The 17,865-nt window shown below is 41.1% G+C and carries 19 protein-coding genes and 1 pseudogene; 4 read left to right on the forward strand and 16 right to left on the reverse strand.

What is annotated here, in order from left to right:
• Positions 1-6: 6 nt before the first annotated feature.
• From coaE to pepA, 11 genes and pseudogenes are all read right to left on the reverse strand, one after another.
• Positions 7-603: a dephospho-CoA kinase gene (gene coaE / locus G7058_RS03055; protein WP_166062176.1), complete on the reverse strand. Its 597-nt coding sequence runs from the start codon at positions 601-603 to the stop codon at positions 7-9.
• Complete coding sequence (gene mutM / locus G7058_RS03060; RefSeq protein WP_166062177.1) at positions 600-1,460, reverse strand: DNA-formamidopyrimidine glycosylase; 861 nt, start codon at positions 1,458-1,460, stop codon at positions 600-602. Before mutM ends, coaE begins: the two co-directional genes overlap by 4 nt.
• Complete coding sequence (locus tag G7058_RS03065; RefSeq protein WP_166062178.1) at positions 1,453-1,629, reverse strand: hypothetical protein; 177 nt, start codon at positions 1,627-1,629, stop codon at positions 1,453-1,455. The genes mutM and G7058_RS03065 overlap by 8 nt, the downstream gene beginning before the upstream one ends.
• Positions 1,626-2,717: pseudogene (locus G7058_RS11860) on the reverse strand (MFS transporter). The gene G7058_RS03065 and the pseudogene G7058_RS11860 overlap by 4 nt, the downstream one beginning before the upstream one ends.
• Positions 2,718-2,759: 42 nt before the next feature.
• Positions 2,760-5,411, reverse strand: a complete 2,652-nt coding sequence (gene polA, locus G7058_RS03080; RefSeq protein ID WP_166062181.1) for a DNA polymerase I — start codon at positions 5,409-5,411, stop codon at positions 2,760-2,762.
• A 21-nt stretch (positions 5,412-5,432) separates the two neighbouring features.
• Positions 5,433-5,897 carry a hotdog family protein gene (locus tag G7058_RS03085; RefSeq protein ID WP_166062182.1) on the reverse strand — a complete coding sequence of 155 codons (465 nt, stop codon included), beginning with the start codon at positions 5,895-5,897 and terminating at the stop codon, positions 5,433-5,435.
• Positions 5,898-6,161: 264 nt separating this feature from the next.
• Positions 6,162-7,493 carry a UDP-N-acetylmuramate--L-alanine ligase gene (murC, locus tag G7058_RS03090; RefSeq protein WP_166062183.1) on the reverse strand — a complete coding sequence of 444 codons (1,332 nt, stop codon included), beginning with the start codon at positions 7,491-7,493 and terminating at the stop codon, positions 6,162-6,164.
• A gap of 84 nt (positions 7,494-7,577) precedes the next feature.
• Positions 7,578-8,192 carry a hypothetical protein gene (locus G7058_RS03095; RefSeq protein WP_166062184.1) on the reverse strand — a complete coding sequence of 205 codons (615 nt, stop codon included), beginning with the start codon at positions 8,190-8,192 and terminating at the stop codon, positions 7,578-7,580.
• A gap of 23 nt (positions 8,193-8,215) precedes the next feature.
• Positions 8,216-8,827 (reverse strand): YtpR family tRNA-binding protein, encoded by a 612-nt coding sequence (gene ytpR, locus G7058_RS03100; RefSeq protein ID WP_166062185.1) that lies wholly within the window; start codon positions 8,825-8,827, stop codon positions 8,216-8,218.
• A gap of 14 nt (positions 8,828-8,841) precedes the next feature.
• Positions 8,842-9,162, reverse strand: a complete 321-nt coding sequence (locus tag G7058_RS03105; RefSeq protein WP_166062186.1) for a thioredoxin family protein — start codon at positions 9,160-9,162, stop codon at positions 8,842-8,844.
• A 12-nt stretch (positions 9,163-9,174) separates the two neighbouring features.
• Positions 9,175-10,251 (reverse strand): glutamyl aminopeptidase, encoded by a 1,077-nt coding sequence (gene pepA, locus G7058_RS03110; protein WP_227004483.1) that lies wholly within the window; start codon positions 10,249-10,251, stop codon positions 9,175-9,177.
• 149 nt (positions 10,252-10,400) lie between these two features.
• Between pepA and G7058_RS03115 the strand changes: the two genes are divergently transcribed.
• Positions 10,401-10,754, forward strand: a complete 354-nt coding sequence (locus tag G7058_RS03115) for a PepSY domain-containing protein (protein WP_166062188.1) — start codon at positions 10,401-10,403, stop codon at positions 10,752-10,754.
• 314 nt (positions 10,755-11,068) lie between these two features.
• Here G7058_RS03115 and trmB read toward each other — a convergent pair whose 3' ends face one another.
• The 4 genes from trmB to G7058_RS03135 form a co-directional block, all read right to left on the reverse strand.
• Entirely contained in the window at positions 11,069-11,713 is a 645-nt protein-coding gene (gene trmB / locus G7058_RS03120; RefSeq protein WP_166062189.1) for a tRNA (guanosine(46)-N7)-methyltransferase TrmB, read from the reverse strand.
• A 72-nt stretch (positions 11,714-11,785) separates the two neighbouring features.
• Positions 11,786-12,583, reverse strand: a complete 798-nt coding sequence (locus tag G7058_RS03125) for a phosphotransferase family protein (protein WP_166062190.1) — start codon at positions 12,581-12,583, stop codon at positions 11,786-11,788.
• A gap of 240 nt (positions 12,584-12,823) precedes the next feature.
• Entirely contained in the window at positions 12,824-14,041 is a 1,218-nt protein-coding gene (locus G7058_RS03130; RefSeq protein ID WP_166062191.1) for an ABC transporter permease, read from the reverse strand.
• A complete protein-coding gene (locus G7058_RS03135; protein WP_166062192.1) occupies positions 14,038-14,775 on the reverse strand; it encodes an ABC transporter ATP-binding protein in 738 nt (245 codons plus the stop codon). The genes G7058_RS03130 and G7058_RS03135 overlap by 4 nt, the downstream gene beginning before the upstream one ends.
• 97 nt (positions 14,776-14,872) lie before the next feature.
• Between G7058_RS03135 and G7058_RS03140 the strand changes: the two genes are divergently transcribed.
• The 3 genes from G7058_RS03140 (at position 14,873) to G7058_RS03150 (ending at position 16,748) form a co-directional block, all read left to right on the forward strand.
• On the forward strand, positions 14,873-15,310 hold the full coding sequence (locus G7058_RS03140) for an HIT family protein (RefSeq protein WP_166062193.1): 438 nt from the start codon (positions 14,873-14,875) through the stop codon (positions 15,308-15,310).
• Positions 15,310-15,666, forward strand: a complete 357-nt coding sequence (locus G7058_RS03145) for a YtxH domain-containing protein (protein WP_166062194.1) — start codon at positions 15,310-15,312, stop codon at positions 15,664-15,666. The genes G7058_RS03140 and G7058_RS03145 overlap by 1 nt, the downstream gene beginning before the upstream one ends.
• 158 nt (positions 15,667-15,824) lie before the next feature.
• Positions 15,825-16,748 carry a peptidylprolyl isomerase gene (locus G7058_RS03150; protein ID WP_166062195.1) on the forward strand — a complete coding sequence of 308 codons (924 nt, stop codon included), beginning with the start codon at positions 15,825-15,827 and terminating at the stop codon, positions 16,746-16,748.
• Between the two features lie 145 nt (positions 16,749-16,893).
• On the opposite strand, the gene G7058_RS03155 is transcribed toward G7058_RS03150, so the two are convergent.
• A complete protein-coding gene (locus tag G7058_RS03155; RefSeq protein WP_166062196.1) occupies positions 16,894-17,859 on the reverse strand; it encodes a 3'-5' exoribonuclease YhaM family protein in 966 nt (321 codons plus the stop codon).
• Positions 17,860-17,865: the final 6 nt, after the last annotated feature.

The raw sequence follows: 17,865 nt of genomic DNA on the forward strand, positions 1-17,865 counted from the left end.
TAACCGCTATATTATGTTGTTTTTCAGCCATGTTTCAACTTGTTCATAGGTATGGTTCAGGGGGCCGTTGTTGTCTATGACAATATCTGCGCGGTCTTTCTTGGTTTCAATCGGCTCTTGACTGGCAATACGATTCAAAGCCTCTTCTTCCGTCAAATTGTTGCGGGCCATTAACCGTTCCAGCTGCACTGCTTCGGTTGTATACACAACCATAACGGCATCACAGTGGGTTTCATAGCCTGCTTCATACAGTAAGGGAATATCCAATACAATCAGCGGTTGGTTTGCATTTACAAGCGTTTCTGTGTCGGCCATAATCGTCCGTCTAATCTGAGCACTTAAAAGGTTATTTAGCGTTTCACGTTTTTCAGCATCGGAAAAAATCATTGCGCCTAGCTTTTCACGATTTAATGTTCCGTCTTTTTGGATAATTTCAGTTCCAAAATGCGCGACAATGTTAGCCAACCCTTCTGTCCCTGGTTCAACCACGCGACGTGCTACTACATCTGCATCCACCACCGCATAGCCTTTATCAGAAAAATACCTTGACACGGTTGACTTCCCAGTCGCGATACCTCCTGTTAATCCTAAAATATATGTCATCCTGCCGGTCCTTTCTTTTCATAGCGTGCAATCGACCCTTGGCACTTAGGACAGTAATGTGTGCCCCGTTGTGCGACTTTAGTCTTTTCAATCGGGGTGCCACAGCGTGGACAGTCTTCATTTGTCTTGCCATAAACATTGAGAGCAACTTGAAACTTCCCGGCTTCTCCCAGCGTGTTTTTATACGTCCGAATGGTGGTCCCGCCTGCTTCCACTGCATTTGCAATAACCGTAATAATCGCTTCACGCAGACGCGCAGTCTCCCCCTTATTTAACTGATTCGCGGGTTTCATGGGATTAATTTGCGCACGGAACAAAGATTCATCGGCATAAATATTCCCCACACCTGCCACAATATGCTGATCCAGAATCACCGCTTTAATTGCACGTTGTGTCCGGGATAACTTTTCTTGGAAATTCTCGAGCGAAAATTGGCTCGTTGTTGGTTCAGGTCCTAACTTTTGAATTGGACCGTAATTTTCCTTTTTATCAATCGGCATCAACGAAAAACGACCGAACTTACGCACATCCAAATAACGCAAATCGCGATTATCACTGAGATGAAAAACGACATGCGTGTGTTTCTCATAAGGCTCACCTGTTTTTGTAACAGTGAATTTCCCTTCCATTCGCAAATGGGAAACCATCGCCCAATGATCTAAAAGAAAAATCAAGTACTTACCCCGACGTTCAATTGTATGAATTTGTTCGCCGACTAATTCATTTTGGAAACGTTCAGAGGAAAATGGCGGTGTAATCATCCGATTCCAGAATACGTCCACACTCTTGATGGTCGCACCCGCCACGAGCTGATTGAGCCCTCTGCGAACCGTTTCTACTTCTGGTAATTCAGGCATGTACATCTTCCCTTTCTTTTTGTTTAATCAGATATTTTTGACTTAACTTCAAGGCCGGCAACCACAAGACTAAAACAGCAGCTGCGAGTACTAAAAATAACAGCCAAGCAGGCTGATAACTGCCCGTCCTATCAAACAACGTTGCGACGGTAATAGAGCCGAATGTCATCCCTGTTTGCTGGACACTTTGGATGATCCGTAAGCATCACCGTAATTTTCGACGGTATACAAGGAGGCAACCAATAGCGGGCCGACAACCGCCCCAATCGCATTTGCGGATCCATACAGAATCGCAGCTACAAACGCGGCCCACAACTGATTTGAAAAGAGCATAAAAAAGAAAACCAGGGATAAGGTACCGGCACTGTAAATAATCGCGACTTTTATGCCAAAGGTATCATTTAGCCATCCCAATAATAATTTCCCAAAGATTCCTACGAGTGAATAGATCGAAATCAATAATCCTCCAAATACAGCGCCATGCGCGAGGCTGAAAGCACGTGGAAATTGTCCCAGTCCGCCGCCATTTACCAAGCCCGCAAACAGCATGCCAATAAGTAGCATGAGGAAAAATGGTTTCCCAAGAGATTCCTGACCGCTTAAATATATCTGGCGATTCTGAATCTTGGTTTGCGTTTCACCGCTTTGGTTACTAATCAACTTGGTTAAGCCTTTATCTTCAGGGACACGTTGGTAAATAAACAGCGATATCAGCAGGCCAATCGCCAGCAGCATGACGCCATAAATGATATACGTTTGGCGCCAGCCATATTATAATAACCATTTCGACACAAGCGGTCCAAAAATGACTCCGCCCATACTTAATCCGGTCATCGCCAGACTCATCGCTTTTCCGCGCTTCCATTCAAACCAATTACTAATCATCATTGCCACAGGAATAATCCCAATAAAAACGAAAGCTATTCCTTTAACGAGTGAGATCAAATAAAAAACGTACAAATGATTGGCAAAGCCAAGCATCGCAATGGCTGTCCCGTAAAGAGCAGTCATCGCGATGTGGATTTTCTTAAAGTATTTAGTACTCAATAAGCGTGAAGCCAATGGTGCCAATAAAATGCCCACACCTTGAAGTAAGGTATTTGATAACGTAAATTGACTCAACGAGATACCTGTATCTTCGGTAACCGCCGTAGCAAATAAGCTGGTTAGAGAAACCGAAATTGGTGCTGAAAGAGCTAAAAACACAATCGCTCCTAAAACAATCATCCATCCGTAAAAAGGGTTAGCCTTTCTCATTTGAAATCCTCCTTAGAAACGACTGTGTCACAGTCTTCCTGCTTACTTCGCTTCGTACCAACTATTTCCGTAATGACTGTCCACTAACAAAGGTACAGATAGGCTGACAGCATTTTCCATGATTTCCGGCACCAATTTCTCCAGTACTTCAATCTCTTCTGGCGGGCACTCAAAAATCAACTCATCATGCACTTGTAAAAGCATACGTGTTTTCATATTTTTTTCTTTCAACGCTTTATTCATGCGAATCATCGCAATCTTTAAGATATCAGCTGCTGTTCCTTGAATCGGCGAGTTGATCGCTGTTCGTTCAGCAAAAGAGCGCAAGTTGAAGTTACTGCTGTTGATATCCGGTAAATAACGGCGACGGTGGAATAGCGTCTCAACGAATCCTTTTTCTTTCGCTTCTTCCACAATATCCGTCATGAACTGCTTGATACCTGGATATTTTTCGAAATATGTATCGATAAATGTTTTGGCTTCGGGTCTTGAAATACCTAAGTTTTGCGATAATCCGTAGTCAGAAATACCATAAACAATTCCAAAGTTAACAGCTTTCGCTTGGCGACGCACATTGCCCGTCACTTCTGCTTCATCTTCAATCCCAAACACACGCATGGCTGTTGAAGTATGAATATCCTGTTCTTCGATGAAAGCTTCCTTCATATGCGCATCTTCAGAAATATGCGCCAAGACACGCAATTCAATTTGTGAATAATCCGATGCAAATATTTGCCAGTCTGGATGCGAAGGTACAAAGGCTTGACGAATCTTGCGCCCTTCTTCCATTCGAACCGGAATGTTTTGTAAGTTTGGTTCGTTAGAGCTTAAACGTCCCGTTTGTGTCAGCGTTTGTGTATAAATGGTATGGATTTTCCCTGTTTCAGGTTTGATATATTTTAACAATCCTTCCACATATGTGGATTGCAACTTCGCAAGTTGGCGGTAATCCAAAATCATTTGGGCAATCGGTGCGGTCGCACTCAATTTCTCTAACACGTCAACGGCCGTTGAATAGCCTGTTTTCGTTTTCTTAATAACGGGCAATCCCATTTTTTCAAATAAAATGATGCTCAGTTGTTTTGGTGAATTCACATTAAATTCTTCGCCTGCTTCGGTGTAGATGCCTTTTTCCATTTCTGTCAAACGCGCGGCAAATTCGACTTTCATTTTCTCCAAACGTGCGGGTTCAACCGTGATACCAGTCATTTCCATTTCTGCCAAAATAAGCGCTAAGGGTAATTCTATTTCATAGTATAATTCGGTCAAGTTATCCTTTTCGAATTCAGCTTCCAATTGAGGACGAAGTGTTTGAATGGCTTTTATTTTACGTGCTAAGTGTTCGTTCACAATGTCCGCATCTTCCGGAACAGCTTGCTTCGCACCTTTTCCATAAACCGTTTCGTCATAAGAAACTTCTGTATACCCGTATTCCTGTGCGACTGCGGCAATGTCGCGGCCCGTGTCTTTCGTATTGATAATATAGGAAGCCAGGAGCGTATCGAAATGAATCCCGTTCAGTGTGATGCCTGCATAATGCAAGATAACCTGTGTGCGTTTGGCATCATAAACGGCTTTTTTCATTTCTTCATTTGCTGCCCACTCTTTGAAAGGAATGCTAGCTTTTACCGTTTCCGGAGAGGCTGTATAAATCGTGTTCGCGTCTCCCCAAGCTACAGAAACGATTGTGCCATAGTGGTAGTTATCCTCTAACATTTCGACATAAAGCGCCATATCATTAGTGAAATGTGCTTCGGTAATTTCGTCGAGATGTGTATAAGTGATTTTCTCAAAAGAATCTGAAACGTCTTCTTCCGTATGATCCAAATCGCGTAAGAATGTATTGAAGTTCATTTCGCGATAGAAAGAAACCAGTTCTTCTTTGTTTTCATCTGTCACAATGAGTTCATCAAGTGAATAGCTAACCGGCGTAGCCAAGTCAATTGTTGCTAACTTTTTACTCATAAACGCTAATTCTTTGTCGTTGATGAGGTTTTCTTTCATCTTACTTTTTTTCATTTCATCGACATGTTCATAAAGATTTTCGATGCTGCCGTACTCTTTCAACAATTTTAAAGCCGTCTTCTCACCGACTTTGGTTACACCTGGGTAGTTATCGGAAGAATCGCCCATTAGACCTTTCATATCGATAATCTGGAGCGGTTCGATTCCCATCTCCTCACGAATCGATTCCGGTGTATAAGATTTCAATTCTGAAACGCCTTTAACGGTAATATCTACACGTGTCTGGTCAGTCGCAAGTTGCGTTAAATCTTTATCGCCGGTAATAATAACGACGTCAAACCCTTGCTCTTCAGCCATACGGGCATATGTTCCGATAATATCGTCTGCTTCGTAATTTGGAAGCTCGTACGTTTTGGAACCCATCGCTTCGATTAGGACGCTGAAGTACGGCCATTGCTCTGCCAACTCTGAAGGCATCGTTTGACGGCCGCCTTTGTATTCTTTAAAGTACTCGGTCCGGAATGTCGTTTTCCCAGCATCGAAAGCCACCAACATATGGGTCGGTTGCTCCACTTCGAATAAGCGCGTTAAAATGCGGTTGAATGCGTAAAGCGCATTTGTATGAAGGCCATTTTGGTTTTTGAATCGATTCAAATCCAACAGGCCGTAAAAGGAGCGGAATGCCAAACTGCTTCCGTCCAATAATAATAATTTCTTTTTATCTGCCATTTTATTTACATCCTAACTTTTTTATTCTTCATCCCCATCCGGGAAATGCAGCTTTTGTGGAGTCGCCACAATCAATTCTGCTTCCACCAGGCGTTCGCCATCTAGAGTGTTTCCTTCGACAAATATCGTCACTTGCTCGCGGCGTTCGTCCAAGCGCTTCACTGTGAAATCAAAGGTAATCGTGATGTTGTGATAAATCGGTTCGATAAGGTCAATGGATAGATCCACTATATGCGAACCAGGGCCTGGTAAATGCTTGGAAATATTACTCGTAATAATTCCAACAAGGAGTACCGTTGGCACAAGCGGCTTGTGATAAGTTGTTTCTTGAGAATAGTCGTACTGAACGTAAAGCGGGTTATCATCGTTTGTTAATCCTAAATATAACAGAACGTCGCGCGTCTCAATAATCTCTGTAACCGTTAAGGAATCCCCTTCTTGAATTTCATCAATCGTTTTTCCTAGTTTTATATCTTTCAATGCCATACGATCCTACCTTCCCGTATCAAATAGATTACTTCCATTTTAACAAATCCCGCAAGGGTTTCAAAGGAACTGGAACAATTAGATCCGATGAATGTCGTTTGGAGGATGAGGTGAGGCAGCGATTTGGGGTTTTTGGGGAATGATTACTGGTTCATTGCTCACTTTCGCCGCATTATGGGGAATGATTACCGATTCATTGCTCACTTTCGCCCGCAAAAAAAGACTGCCTCATTTTACTGAGAACAGCCTCTGATTTAGCCTTTATTAGTTTACACGTTTAATACTGTGATTCAATATCTCTTCATACGCCATACCGAATTTTTGAACATCTCCGGCACCCATGAATAGAATCACTGCATTGCGGTATTGCAACAATGGTGACAGATTTTCGAGTGGAAGCACTTCTGCTCCTTTTTCAACTTTATCTGCCAAGTCTTGAATTGAGACCGTACCACTTTGCTCACGTGCTGATGCGAAAATGTCACATAAATAAACAGCATCCGCAACATTTAATGCTTCCGCAAATTCACTCAACAAAGCAACTGTGCGTGTAAATGTATGTGGTTGGAAAACAGCGATGATTTCTTTTTCAGGATATTTTTGACGTGCCGCATCCAATGTTGCTTTAATTTCTTGTGGATGGTGAGCATAATCATCAATTAGTATCATATCCTCTACTATTTTCTCGCTAAAGCGACGCTTCACGCCACCAAACGTATCTAATTGTGCTTGAACTTTTTCTTTCGACAGACCTTCCAAATGCGTGAAGGTAATGACTGCCAATGAGTTCAAAATATTGTGATTTCCAAATGTTGGGATTGTAAAACGACCATAGAATTCACCACGAATCGTTACATCGAACGTACTGCCTTCTGTTGTCTTTTCAATATTACTCGCCACAACATCATTTTCAGCTTCCATTCCATATAAATAAATCGGAACATCAACCTTGATGCGGTCCATGTATGGATCATCGCCACACGCAATCAACCCTTTTGATACTTGCCCGGCAAATGTCTCGAAAGCATTCACCACATCGTTAATATCTTGGTAGTAGTCTGGATGGTCAAAATCAATATTGGTAATAATCGCATAATCCGGAGAATATGCCAAGAAATGACGACGGTATTCGCACGCTTCCAACACAAAGAAATCTGCGTCTTGACGACCAAACCCTGTTCCATCTCCAATTAAATAACTGGTTGGCTCAATCCCACTCAGTACGTGTGACAGTAATCCTGTCGTACTTGTTTTACCATGTGAACCTGTAATCGCTACACTGGTAAAATCTTGGATGAACTTGCCAATAAATTCATGATAACGGACAACCTCTAAGCCTAACTCTTTCGCACGCACAATTTCTTCGTGCGAATCTGGGAAGGCATTCCCTGCTATAACAACCATTCCTGGTTTAATGTTTTCTTTCGCAAATGGATACATCGGTATGCCTAAATCATCTAGCCCTTTTTGAGTAAAGAAATAAGTCTCTACATCTGAACCTTGTACATTTAAACCTTTACCGTGCAAAATAATTGCGAGTGCACTCATGCCGGATCCTTTGATCCCGACAAAATGATAGATATTTTGATTATTCATTTGTTTCCTCCACTAATCTATAACCGACCTCAATGAAAAAAATCCCCACGAAATTATAACACTTATTGAGTATATTACAAGCATCTACGTTTCATTCATTTCATCAAAGAAAGATTTGACACCATTCACGATGGGCGTTTGCTGGACAACTTCTCTCTGTGCCCACGAATGAGCCTGCTCTTGTTCCATAATTAACCCTAGCGAGCGGTGCAAAGCTTTGTTTGCTTTTCTATTAACTGCAGACTTCTTTTCAACTTCTGTGGATGGGTTCAAATCAACTAAAATCAAGTCTGCATCATTCACATACAGCTGCTCCTTGATTCTACTATAATCTGTGCTTCCTTTTTCATCACGAGGATTAGTATTCCAGATTGAAGGAATCTCAGAAGCGCGAAATGGGCGTCGACTCTTGTAAAATGAAAAAACTTGAGAAGCTTTCTCACTGTTTTCCTCGCGTTGCCGCTTCCGCTCTTCAGAGATATAGTCTTTCCGGATTTTCGCCTCAGGATTTTCCTTTTGATAGCGTTGGAAAGAATGTTTATGTTCTCTTAAAAATGGAACAGAAGGAGTGGCACCGTGCATGTCTGACGCAACAAACGTTGTGTGCTGGGACTGGCGTTCACTTTTTTCCGTTTCTTTTTCATCATGAGCTGATGTATTTAATAAGTAATTCGGGAAAGTACCTTTACCCTTAATCATTGCACGCACTCCTTCCGGTATTATTATTCAAAAAATGCTTTTCCTGTTTCAGTATCGGCATCCAGCACCAAAATACCTTTTTTGCCCGTTGGATTCTCAACGTTCAATTCTTTAGCTGAACAAATCATGCCGTTACTTTTTACTCCGCGTAACTCACCCGGCCAAATAATCAAACCACTTGGCATTACTGCACCCGGTTTCGCTACAACAACTTTTTGCCCTTTTTTAATATTGCTAGCGCCACAAACAATTTGCAGAACTTCGCCATTATCCACTTCTGTTTGAGTGATATTTAAATGGTCTGAATCTTCGTGCGGTACACACTCTTTAACATACCCCACCACAAATTTTGGTGACAAATCAACAGTAATTTCATCTTCGAAACCAACCGTTTTAATCAAAGCATTCAATTGCTCCAATTCTTCATCTGTCAAAACAACCTGCCCATTTCCAGCCGGTGTAAATGTTTTAGAAATTTCAAAAACATTCATACTTACTGTTTCGCCAGTCGCTTCACGGTAAATACGTGTTACATTTCCCTTTGACTCTGTTGCCAGTTCAGAACGCGTAATGTCACCTTTTGTTAATAATAATGTATCGCCAACTGCATCTTTGTTATAAAAACTTAACCACATAATAATAGGCTCCCTTAGATTTTTTCGCGTGTTTCTTCTAAATACGCTTCGATTTCTTCTTGTGTTTTACGATCGCCATTTACCCAACGGCTTACTTCTTCACCTTTATTGTACGTAATGAAACTTGGAATTCCCATGACACTGTGCTCTTGCGCAAACGGCATAAATTCATCGCGGTCCACTTCAACAAAGGTGAAATCTGCGAACTTTTCAACTATTTCAGGCATAAACGGTTTGATGTAGTGACAGTCACCACACCATGTCGTTGTAAATAAATACACTGTTTTTTCTGCTTGTTTCAGTTCTTGTAATTTTTCAAGTGTTAAATTTCCCATCTGAATGCCCTCCTAATTTCTTTCCATAATCGTTTCGTATGTACTCTTATCAAGTGTTTTCGCTACTTGAATAACCATCTCTTTAGCAGCAGCGTAGTCATCAATATGGAACATGGATTGATGTGTATGAATATAACGTGCTGAAACGCCGATTACCGCACTTGGTACACCGTGATTCATTGTGTGCGCTGCACCAGCATCTGTACCACCTTTTGATACAAAATATTGATACGGAATATTGTGCGTTTCTGCAGTATCCAACAAGAACTCACGCATTCCCCGCAAAGTAATCATGCCAGGATCTTGAATACGCAGCAAGAATCCTTCTCCCAAATGGCCAAAGGTTCCCTTTTTAGTCATCAAGTCATTTGCAGGAGAACAGTCAACGGCAAAGAATAAATCTGGATTAAATTTATTAACTGAACCGCGTGTCCCGCGTAGCCCTACTTCTTCTTGCACGTTTGCTCCCGCAATCAAGGTGTTTGGTAATTTTTCATCTTTTAGAGCTTCTAAGGCTTCTACCACAACAACGTTCCCGTAACGGTTGTCCCATGCTTTCGCAATAATTTTCTTTTTATTGGCAGTCCAAATCGTTTCAGCTTGCGGTACGATTGTATCGCCCGGGCGCACACCAAATTCCATTGCTTCATCAAGCGAATCAAACCCAGCATCGAATAGAATTTCATCTACTTTTAAATCTGTACTGCTGGCTGCTCCACGCAACAAATGCGGCGGGATTGATGAAGAGATTACTGGTATATCTTGGTTACGTGTTTGCAGTGTGAAGCGTTGTGCTGAAACAACATACGGGCTCCAACCACCTAGTGGCGTCACTTTCAACATACCATTGTCCGTAATGAGCGTGACCATGAAGCCAACTTCGTCCATATGTGCCGCAACCATAATACGAGGTGCGTCCGCGTTTTCATTTTCACGAATTCCGAAAACACCACCCAAACCGTCTGTTTCTACACGGTCCACAAATGGCGTCATTTTTTCACGCATATAATTACGAACGTTACGCTCATTTCCGCTCGTACCTTGAATTTCTGTTAAGTCCTTAATCAGTTGAAATGTTTTGTCTTCCACTTGGACAACCCTCCCGTTAATTCTACTTTTCATTATACATAATCTTATGAAAACCGGCAATAATACGGTTTTTAAATCATTAACACCTCATACGCATTTATGCTATACTAGCGTTAGAATCTTCACATTTAGAATCAGGAGGGATCACGATGTTATTTAAAGATGAAGAAACCTTTTATGACTCAAATAGAGAAAGAATCCTTGCCGGTATCCTACTGACATCAGGAATTGTCATTGGAGCATCTCTGGTAGCTCTTTGCGCTGGCAGAAGAAAAAAAGTAAACGGCGATAAAATTCTTGATAACGTAAAAAAAATGTTCTTAGCAGACGGACCAATTGAAGGCTCGTGGATTGAACTCCATCCCGTACCGCTAACGCGCTTCTCTTCTGAAACCGATGTCTACTATGGTGGCATTTCGAGAAAAGAAAATGACGAGCTCGTTCAATACGAATTCATCGCAGACGCGTATACAGGTACAATCTTAGATATTTATAAGCTGTAAATTTCCAACGAAGCAAAAAGTGCTGACTCAAATGCGAAAAACGGTTTGAGTCAGCGTTTCTAACCGAAAACGACTACTCAAATGCGAAAAACGGTTTGAGTCAGCGTTTCTAACCGAAAACGACTACTCAAATGCAAAAATCGGTTTGAGTCAGCGTTTCTCGCGGAAAACGACTACTCAAATGCGAAAATCGGTTTGAGTCAGCGTTTCTAACCGAAAACGACTACTCAAATGCGAAAGCCAGTTTGAGTCAGCACTTTCTATCAAAAAAATAAATCGCAATGCAGAATTTTCTGCGTTGCGATTTTTTCTATCTATTTTGTTGAGAAATGCGCTTCGACCCGGTAAATCGGTTGGCCTTTTGCAGCGAATTTCTCTTCGTATTCAGTTTGAACGTTGCCTTCGAAATCGGAAGCATGTAGATCCAACCACACTTGATCAATAATCATGCCGTATTGCGAGAAACTTCCTAATGAGTATTCGAAAAGTCCCATGTTATCTGTTTTGAAATGGACAGCGCCATTTGGTTTCATAATTGTTTCGTAATTTTCCAAGAATGATTTATACGTCAAGCGACGTTTTTCGTGGCGAGCTTTTGGCCATGGATCTGAGAAGTTCAAATACACACGGTCAACTTCACCTTCTTCGAAATAATCAGATAGCAAACCACCATCTGTATTTAATAATTTCACGTTTGGCAATTGTGCTTCCAACATTTTATCCAAAGCTGTAACTGCTACGCTTGTTTGCAATTCGATTCCGATATAGTTAATATCTGGATTTTGTGCCGCCATACCAACGATGAATTGGCCTTTTCCGGAACCTACTTCAATGTGAATCGGTGCCTCATTTTTGAAACTTTCTTGCCATTTCCCTTTTTGTGAAATTAGCTCTGTAACAACGTATTCTGGATGCTCTGCCAATTTTTCAGCAGCCCACGGTTTATGTCTTACTCTCATGCTCTTTCATATCCTCCTTGTTTTACCCAAAAATAAAATCCTACTCCCATGACAAATTAGCGGAATAGGATATTATAATTTTTTATAATTTCTATTTTCATATGTCTTTTTCATACCTAGGATTTGCTGATTCATTTTAAAATAATCGCCTGTTGCGTGGAAACGTTTAGCTAAAATCAAACGATTTACCAGACTATACCACTCCAGCCGGGCATCGATTGCTTCCGATCGGACAATACCGTATTCGGTCAACCAATTGTCCCAAGCTTCCGGTGCAACGTATTGAATCAATAGAAGCGAAATGTCCGCCATTGGATCAGCAATCTTTACACTTTCCCAATCCACTAAGTACAATCGTTTGTTTTCGGTCAAGAAAAAGTTCTTCCGGTTCAAGTCACCATGACACACCGTATATTCTGATCCTTTTACCAAATACAACGTTGATTCCAAATAGCTGACAATCGTCGCCAAGAAGGAATTTGTCACCAGACTTTCATCCAAATCAGCTGTATATTCTGCAAGAAATGTTTCGGGATCAAATACTTCACCCTTCACTTTCCGCAACATTCCTAAGAGATGCTCCGAATGGTGAATCTTGCGCACCAAATCGGTAACCTCTTGCGTATGCATTTCTTGCCTCGTTAGAACACGACCATTCAGCCACTCTTGGGCCGTCAAGACATCGCCATTTCCGATTCGCTTCGTCCAGATGAGACGCGGCGTAATACCCTCAACCGAAAGCGCGGCTAAAAAAGGTGAGGAATTGCGTTTTAAAAACACTTTCTCCTCAGCCCGAATGCCCATATAAGCATGACCGGTATCTCCTCCGATTGGGTGTAGTTTCCACCCCGAATCCATCTTGTAGTCCATTAATTTCAGTCCTCGTTCATTGTTAGGTTAATGAATACCAATTAGAAAATAAGATACGAAAGTGACCTCCCCTTTAAATACCATACAGGAAAAGTCACTCGGCTTCATGATTCTCTAAATGCTTCATTTGAATTTTCAATCGTCCACTGTCCAGAATTTACCTATTCTGAAAACACTACTGTTATTTTAGGGTCATTTTCTACTTCCGTCAAGGTAAATCTACAGCATCAACAGCTAAACTCAGTTAGGACGGTGTTTAGCCAAACGTTTTCGTGCATAACCTTTTACAAAAAAGATAACAAACACGCTGTTTATAACCGTAGCCATTAAGCCAGACACAGGATCCGTTCCTATTAAGGTCGCAAGCGAAAAGATAATCGCTTGAATAAACAGAGTACGTTGCAACAGCTGAGAAAAACCGACAAACTTCGCTTCTTCCGCCTGTGGATATAAGCGCACCATCACATTTTCCGTCACTTCTTTGTATAGCGGAAGTAATTGGAAGCCAGTCACATATAGTAATAAAACGCCTAATGCTAAATTAAATACTACAATCTCTGACAGAGATAACACCACTGCACCAATGGCGGTTAAACGGCCAAACAAACCAAAATAGCTCGTGCCTCGTAAGAAACTGCGTACAAATAAAAACTGGTACGGATTGTCTTTACCGGAAAGAAAAGGGACGCAAAAATCTAAATAACTCCGACGTTTTGCCTTTTCTTTTCCGGTTGGGGTATCAATAAAGAGATTAATAAACCGATTTATTTTTACCATGCGTTCTTCTTCCGTGGTCACTAATGTTTCCCAGTCGATGAGCTGCGTGCGCATACTCCTTAATTGGTTTTCGAACACAACACCCATGATACCAGCGATTGTCAGTCCCACCAATGGATGCACAAAGAATGCTCCCAAGAAACTCATCACACCTACACCAAACAAATACCATTTCAAATGTTTAACCTTTCCTCTTGTTCCGAATCGCAATGCGGCCTCTTCCAATCCCAAGTGCGCCCATTTCAAGACTAAGCCGATGATAAATAAAACTGCGATGTCCGCTCCGGAAAAAGTTTGGCCGACATACACAACCGGCATTGCTACTGCAACTAGGAATAAAAGTAAAAGTCCCGGTAGAACCATACTGCGCTTCTTCGCATCCTTAATGACTTGTTGCCAGCCCTCTTCTTCAGTAACCAAAAATACTTGGTCGGCTGCTGAAGCCATGGTCGCAATTTTCCCGAAGAAGACAACGCCAGCTAGCAGGAAAGATGCCGCCAGCTTGCCCCAAATAAAATCAGTCGGTAAGGCTTTGATAAAATTAGAATATTGAAACGCTACTGCGCCAATAAGGAATAACATAGCAATGACGAAGTGATCATTCATGACATATTTAACATACTTACTTAATCGTTTTTGATACGTCGCACGGCGCTTCGCTAAAACAGATTCTAACGTCATAGTGTTATCACTTCTTCCGTCAGACGGAAATATAAATCATCCAAACTTGCGCCCGGCATAGCTAATGCTTCTTGCATATTAGCTAACGTCCCACTGTGCGAAATTTGGCCGTTGTGAAGCACGACGAAATTATCACAATCCTTTTCGGCCGCACTCAACACATGTGTGGACATCAAAATAGCCGCACCTTGCTTTTTCTTTTCACTCACAATTTCCCGGAAAGTATGAATACCCAATGGATCCAAGCCTAAGAAGGGTTCATCAATCACGTAAAGCGGCACATCTACCATAAACGCACAGACGAGCATCACTTTCTGTTTCATCCCTTTTGAGAAATAAGCCGGAAACCACTCCAGCTTTTCTTCCAGACGAAAAGCTTTGACATAGCGCAGAGCACGTTTCATAGCCTCTTCCTTCTCCAAACCATACGCAAGTGCTGTTAATTCAATATGTTCTTTTAAGGTTAATTCTTCATATAACACAGGTGTTTCCGGCACAAACGCAAATGCTTGGCGATAAGCCTTTGGATTTTGTTTGATCATTTGGCCATTAATCGAAATTGTCCCCGAAAAAGGTTGCATCAAACCAATGATATGTTTGATTGTCGTACTTTTCCCTGCACCATTTAATCCGATTAAGCCCGTCAGTTCACCCTTTTTAACAGAAAATGAAACATTATTTAATACAGGAACAGCTGAATAGCCACCTGTTATATCTTTTATTTCCAGTGTCATGGTCCGCTACCTCTTCATCATTTTTTCTGGTTACATTATAGCATAGGCTATTTCAGTGTGGTAAAGTAAATACAAATCGACGAAAGAGGGATCCGTAATGACAAATTGTATTTTTTGCAAAATCATTAACCACGAAATTCCAAATTACACGGTTTATGAAGACGAAGATGTATTGGCCTATTTGGATATTTCCCAAGTAACCAAAGGACATACTTTGGTTATTCCCAAGAAACATGTTGCAGATATCTTTGAATATGACGAAGAATTAGCAACAAAGGTTTTTGCTAAAGTTCCCCAAATCGCCCGTGCTGTCAAAGCACATGACCCGGCAATTAAAGGGATGAATATTTTAAATAACAATGGTGAATTCGCACACCAAACTGTTTTTCACTCACATATACATTTAATTCCCCGCTACGAAGACACATCAATTGACGGATTCGGTTTGAAATGGGAAACTCATGGTGAGGACTATACGCCTGAAAATTTCACAACCGTTGCGGAGGCAATTCAATCAGAATTGGAGGAAGCATAATGAAAGATTTCACTCAAGGTTTACTATTTGGAGCAGTTGTAGGTGGTTTGGTTACTTTATTAAATACACCGCGCAGTGGTCAGGAAAATCGTATCCGACTACAGGCATATATGCAAGATAATGCAGAATCAATGGACGAATTGAATGCAGACTTAAGTCGTTTGAAAGATTCTATTAATCGTTTAGCTACTGAAGGTTTAGGAGTTGTAAATACCGCGACGCAGGAAATTACTGCATCCGTTGAAGATTTCGCCGCTAAAAACCAACCTCGGATTCGTCGTGTGAGTGATCGTCTGACGGAATTAACCGAAACGATTGAAGAAGAAGCTGCTAAATACGAAATGCCCAATGTTTAATTTGTAATCAGAAGCGAGGTAGGGGTCATCCCCTGCCTCGCTTTTTTAGTTTATTTTGTAAAAAATGTATGAAGAATCTTTGAATTTACACCAAATGAATAGGGTTTGTGATATAGTTAAAAAGGTTATTTTATAAAGAAATGGAAGTGTAGAAACGTATGAAAAAATGGGCTCTATCAGCTTTGACATTCGCAGCAGCAGCTACTTTGGCTGGATGTGCGGACAATAGTGAAACGGTTGCAACTTCGACTGGCGGAGATGTAACGAAAGATGAATTATATGCAGCAATGAAAGACTATGTTGGTGAAGAAACATTACAACGTCTTATTATCGTTGATTTGCTAGAAGACGAAGTTGGCAAAAATGATTTCGCGAAAGAAGCAGATGCTGAAGCGCGGACAACAATGGCAAACTACGGCGGCGAAGAACAATTTATGTATATCTTGAGTCAATCAGGATTTTCTTCAGTTAAAGACTACACGGACCAACTTTACATGAACAAATTGTTGGTTGACGTTGTGAAAAGCCGTACGGAATTCACAGATGAAGAAGTACAAGCTTACTACGATGCAATCGAACCAAATCTTCAAGCGTCACATATTTTAGTTGATGACGAAGAGTTGGCAAAAGATTTAATCAAACAATTGGACGAAGGTGCTGATTTTGCTGAACTAGCGAAAGAACATTCATCTGATTCATCTGCTGAAAATGGTGGCGAACTGGGTTCATTTGGTCGCGGTCGAATGGTAGCGGAATTTGAAGATGCTGTTTTTGCATTGAAAGATGGCGAATATTCGAAAGAACCTGTTCAATCACAATATGGTTTCCACATTATCAAACGTACGGCTACAGATGAAAAAGAAGCATTTGACGCTGAAGCTGTAAAAGAAAAAATGATGGAAGAAAAATTGGCTGATTACACGAAATTACAAGAAGTAATGGTGTCATTGGTTGAAGAATCTGATGTTAAAATTAAAGATGAAGATTTGAAAGGCGCTCTAGATTCTTACAAGAAGACTGAAGAAGTCGAAGAAACAGAATCAGCTACTGAAGAGTCTGAAACTGAAGAATCAGCTGAATAATAGTGATGAAAACCGGGGATTTTTCCTCGGTTTTTTTATTTTGTGTGGGATTCGGACTTAATGGGATTGAATTCTGATTGAAAAGTCCGAATTCATTTTCGACAAAAAAACTCTCCTCAGATTTAATCCAAGGAGAGTCTCACTTCTATTCAACTTCTGGTTTTGTATGTGAGTGCGGTTTGTAGAATGAACGATTTTCTAATCCGAAAATGCGCTCACTGAATGTTCCCTCAGTTGTACGTGCCAAGGCTGTATCGATCATATTGATGGAGGCATCTAACATATCCAAATGATGAATGATTTCTGCCTCTAAGAGATGGGGAACGACCGGTGAACCGTATTCCAACTTCCCATGATGCGCTAGCACAACGTGTTTCAATAGAATAACATCTTCATTATCCTCGTTAATTTTCAACGCCTCACACGCTTTCGTAATTTCTTCATCCATCAAAACGATATGGCCGATTAAATTCCCTTTTAACGTGTATTCGGTAGACATGCTGCCGGATAACTCAATTGTTTTACCAATGTCGTGTAAAATAACGCCACCGAACAACAATGAGTGATTCACAGTTGGATAATTCTTAGCAACTGCTTTTGCCAAACGAAGAATCGAAACCGTATGGAAGCTCAATCCCCCAGGAAATGCATGGTGATGGCGTTTCGCTGCTGGAAATTCAAAGAATGCTTTGTGATATTTATTCAAAATATGACGCACAATCCGATTCACTGGTGCACTCGTAATTTCAAATAAGGTCTGGTTGATTTCCTCAACCATATCCTCCGTCCGCATAGGTGCACGCTCCATAAACATTTCCGGTGTATAAGGTTCACTGTCTGTAATCGGACGTAACTTCGTAATTCTTAGTTGCGGATTATTTTGATACATTTCGCGCTTCCCTGTTACTTGAACAACGGTTCCTGCTTGGAAACGGGCAATATCTTCATCTTTGGCATCCCAAAACTTTCCGTCAATCTGTCCACTTTTATCTTGAAATGTGAACGCAATAAACGGCTTATTATTCTTCGCCTTTCGAACATCCGCACTCTTAATCAATGCGAAAAGCTCTAATGCCTCATCAATTTCAAATTCATATATTTTCTTAGTCACACTACC

The organism is Jeotgalibaca porci (assembly GCF_011299095.1).
GTDB lineage: Bacteria > Bacillota > Bacilli > Lactobacillales > Aerococcaceae > Jeotgalibaca > Jeotgalibaca porci.

What these genes read in the sequence shown, in the direction of transcription:
- coaE (WP_166062176.1), bottom strand. Translation starts at nt 603, where the DNA reads ATGACATATATTTTAGGATTAACAGGAGGTATCGCGACTGGGAAGTCA.
- mutM (WP_166062177.1), bottom strand. Translation starts at nt 1,460, where the DNA reads ATGCCTGAATTACCAGAAGTAGAAACGGTTCGCAGAGGGCTCAATCAG.
- G7058_RS03065 (WP_166062178.1), bottom strand. Translation starts at nt 1,629, where the DNA reads ATGACATTCGGCTCTATTACCGTCGCAACGTTGTTTGATAGGACGGGC.
- polA (WP_166062181.1), bottom strand. Translation starts at nt 5,411, where the DNA reads ATGGCAGATAAAAAGAAATTATTATTATTGGACGGAAGCAGTTTGGCA.
- G7058_RS03085 (WP_166062182.1), bottom strand. Translation starts at nt 5,897, where the DNA reads ATGGCATTGAAAGATATAAAACTAGGAAAAACGATTGATGAAATTCAA.
- murC (WP_166062183.1), bottom strand. Translation starts at nt 7,493, where the DNA reads ATGAATAATCAAAATATCTATCATTTTGTCGGGATCAAAGGATCCGGC.
- G7058_RS03095 (WP_166062184.1), bottom strand. Translation starts at nt 8,192, where the DNA reads ATGATTAAGGGTAAAGGTACTTTCCCGAATTACTTATTAAATACATCA.
- ytpR (WP_166062185.1), bottom strand. Translation starts at nt 8,827, where the DNA reads ATGTGGTTAAGTTTTTATAACAAAGATGCAGTTGGCGATACATTATTA.
- G7058_RS03105 (WP_166062186.1), bottom strand. Translation starts at nt 9,162, where the DNA reads ATGGGAAATTTAACACTTGAAAAATTACAAGAACTGAAACAAGCAGAA.
- G7058_RS03115 (WP_166062188.1), top strand. Translation starts at nt 10,401, where the DNA reads ATGTTATTTAAAGATGAAGAAACCTTTTATGACTCAAATAGAGAAAGA.
- trmB (WP_166062189.1), bottom strand. Translation starts at nt 11,713, where the DNA reads ATGAGAGTAAGACATAAACCGTGGGCTGCTGAAAAATTGGCAGAGCAT.
- G7058_RS03125 (WP_166062190.1), bottom strand. Translation starts at nt 12,583, where the DNA reads ATGGACTACAAGATGGATTCGGGGTGGAAACTACACCCAATCGGAGGA.
- G7058_RS03130 (WP_166062191.1), bottom strand. Translation starts at nt 14,041, where the DNA reads ATGACGTTAGAATCTGTTTTAGCGAAGCGCCGTGCGACGTATCAAAAA.
- G7058_RS03135 (WP_166062192.1), bottom strand. Translation starts at nt 14,775, where the DNA reads ATGACACTGGAAATAAAAGATATAACAGGTGGCTATTCAGCTGTTCCT.
- G7058_RS03140 (WP_166062193.1), top strand. Translation starts at nt 14,873, where the DNA reads ATGACAAATTGTATTTTTTGCAAAATCATTAACCACGAAATTCCAAAT.
- G7058_RS03145 (WP_166062194.1), top strand. Translation starts at nt 15,310, where the DNA reads ATGAAAGATTTCACTCAAGGTTTACTATTTGGAGCAGTTGTAGGTGGT.
- G7058_RS03150 (WP_166062195.1), top strand. Translation starts at nt 15,825, where the DNA reads ATGAAAAAATGGGCTCTATCAGCTTTGACATTCGCAGCAGCAGCTACT.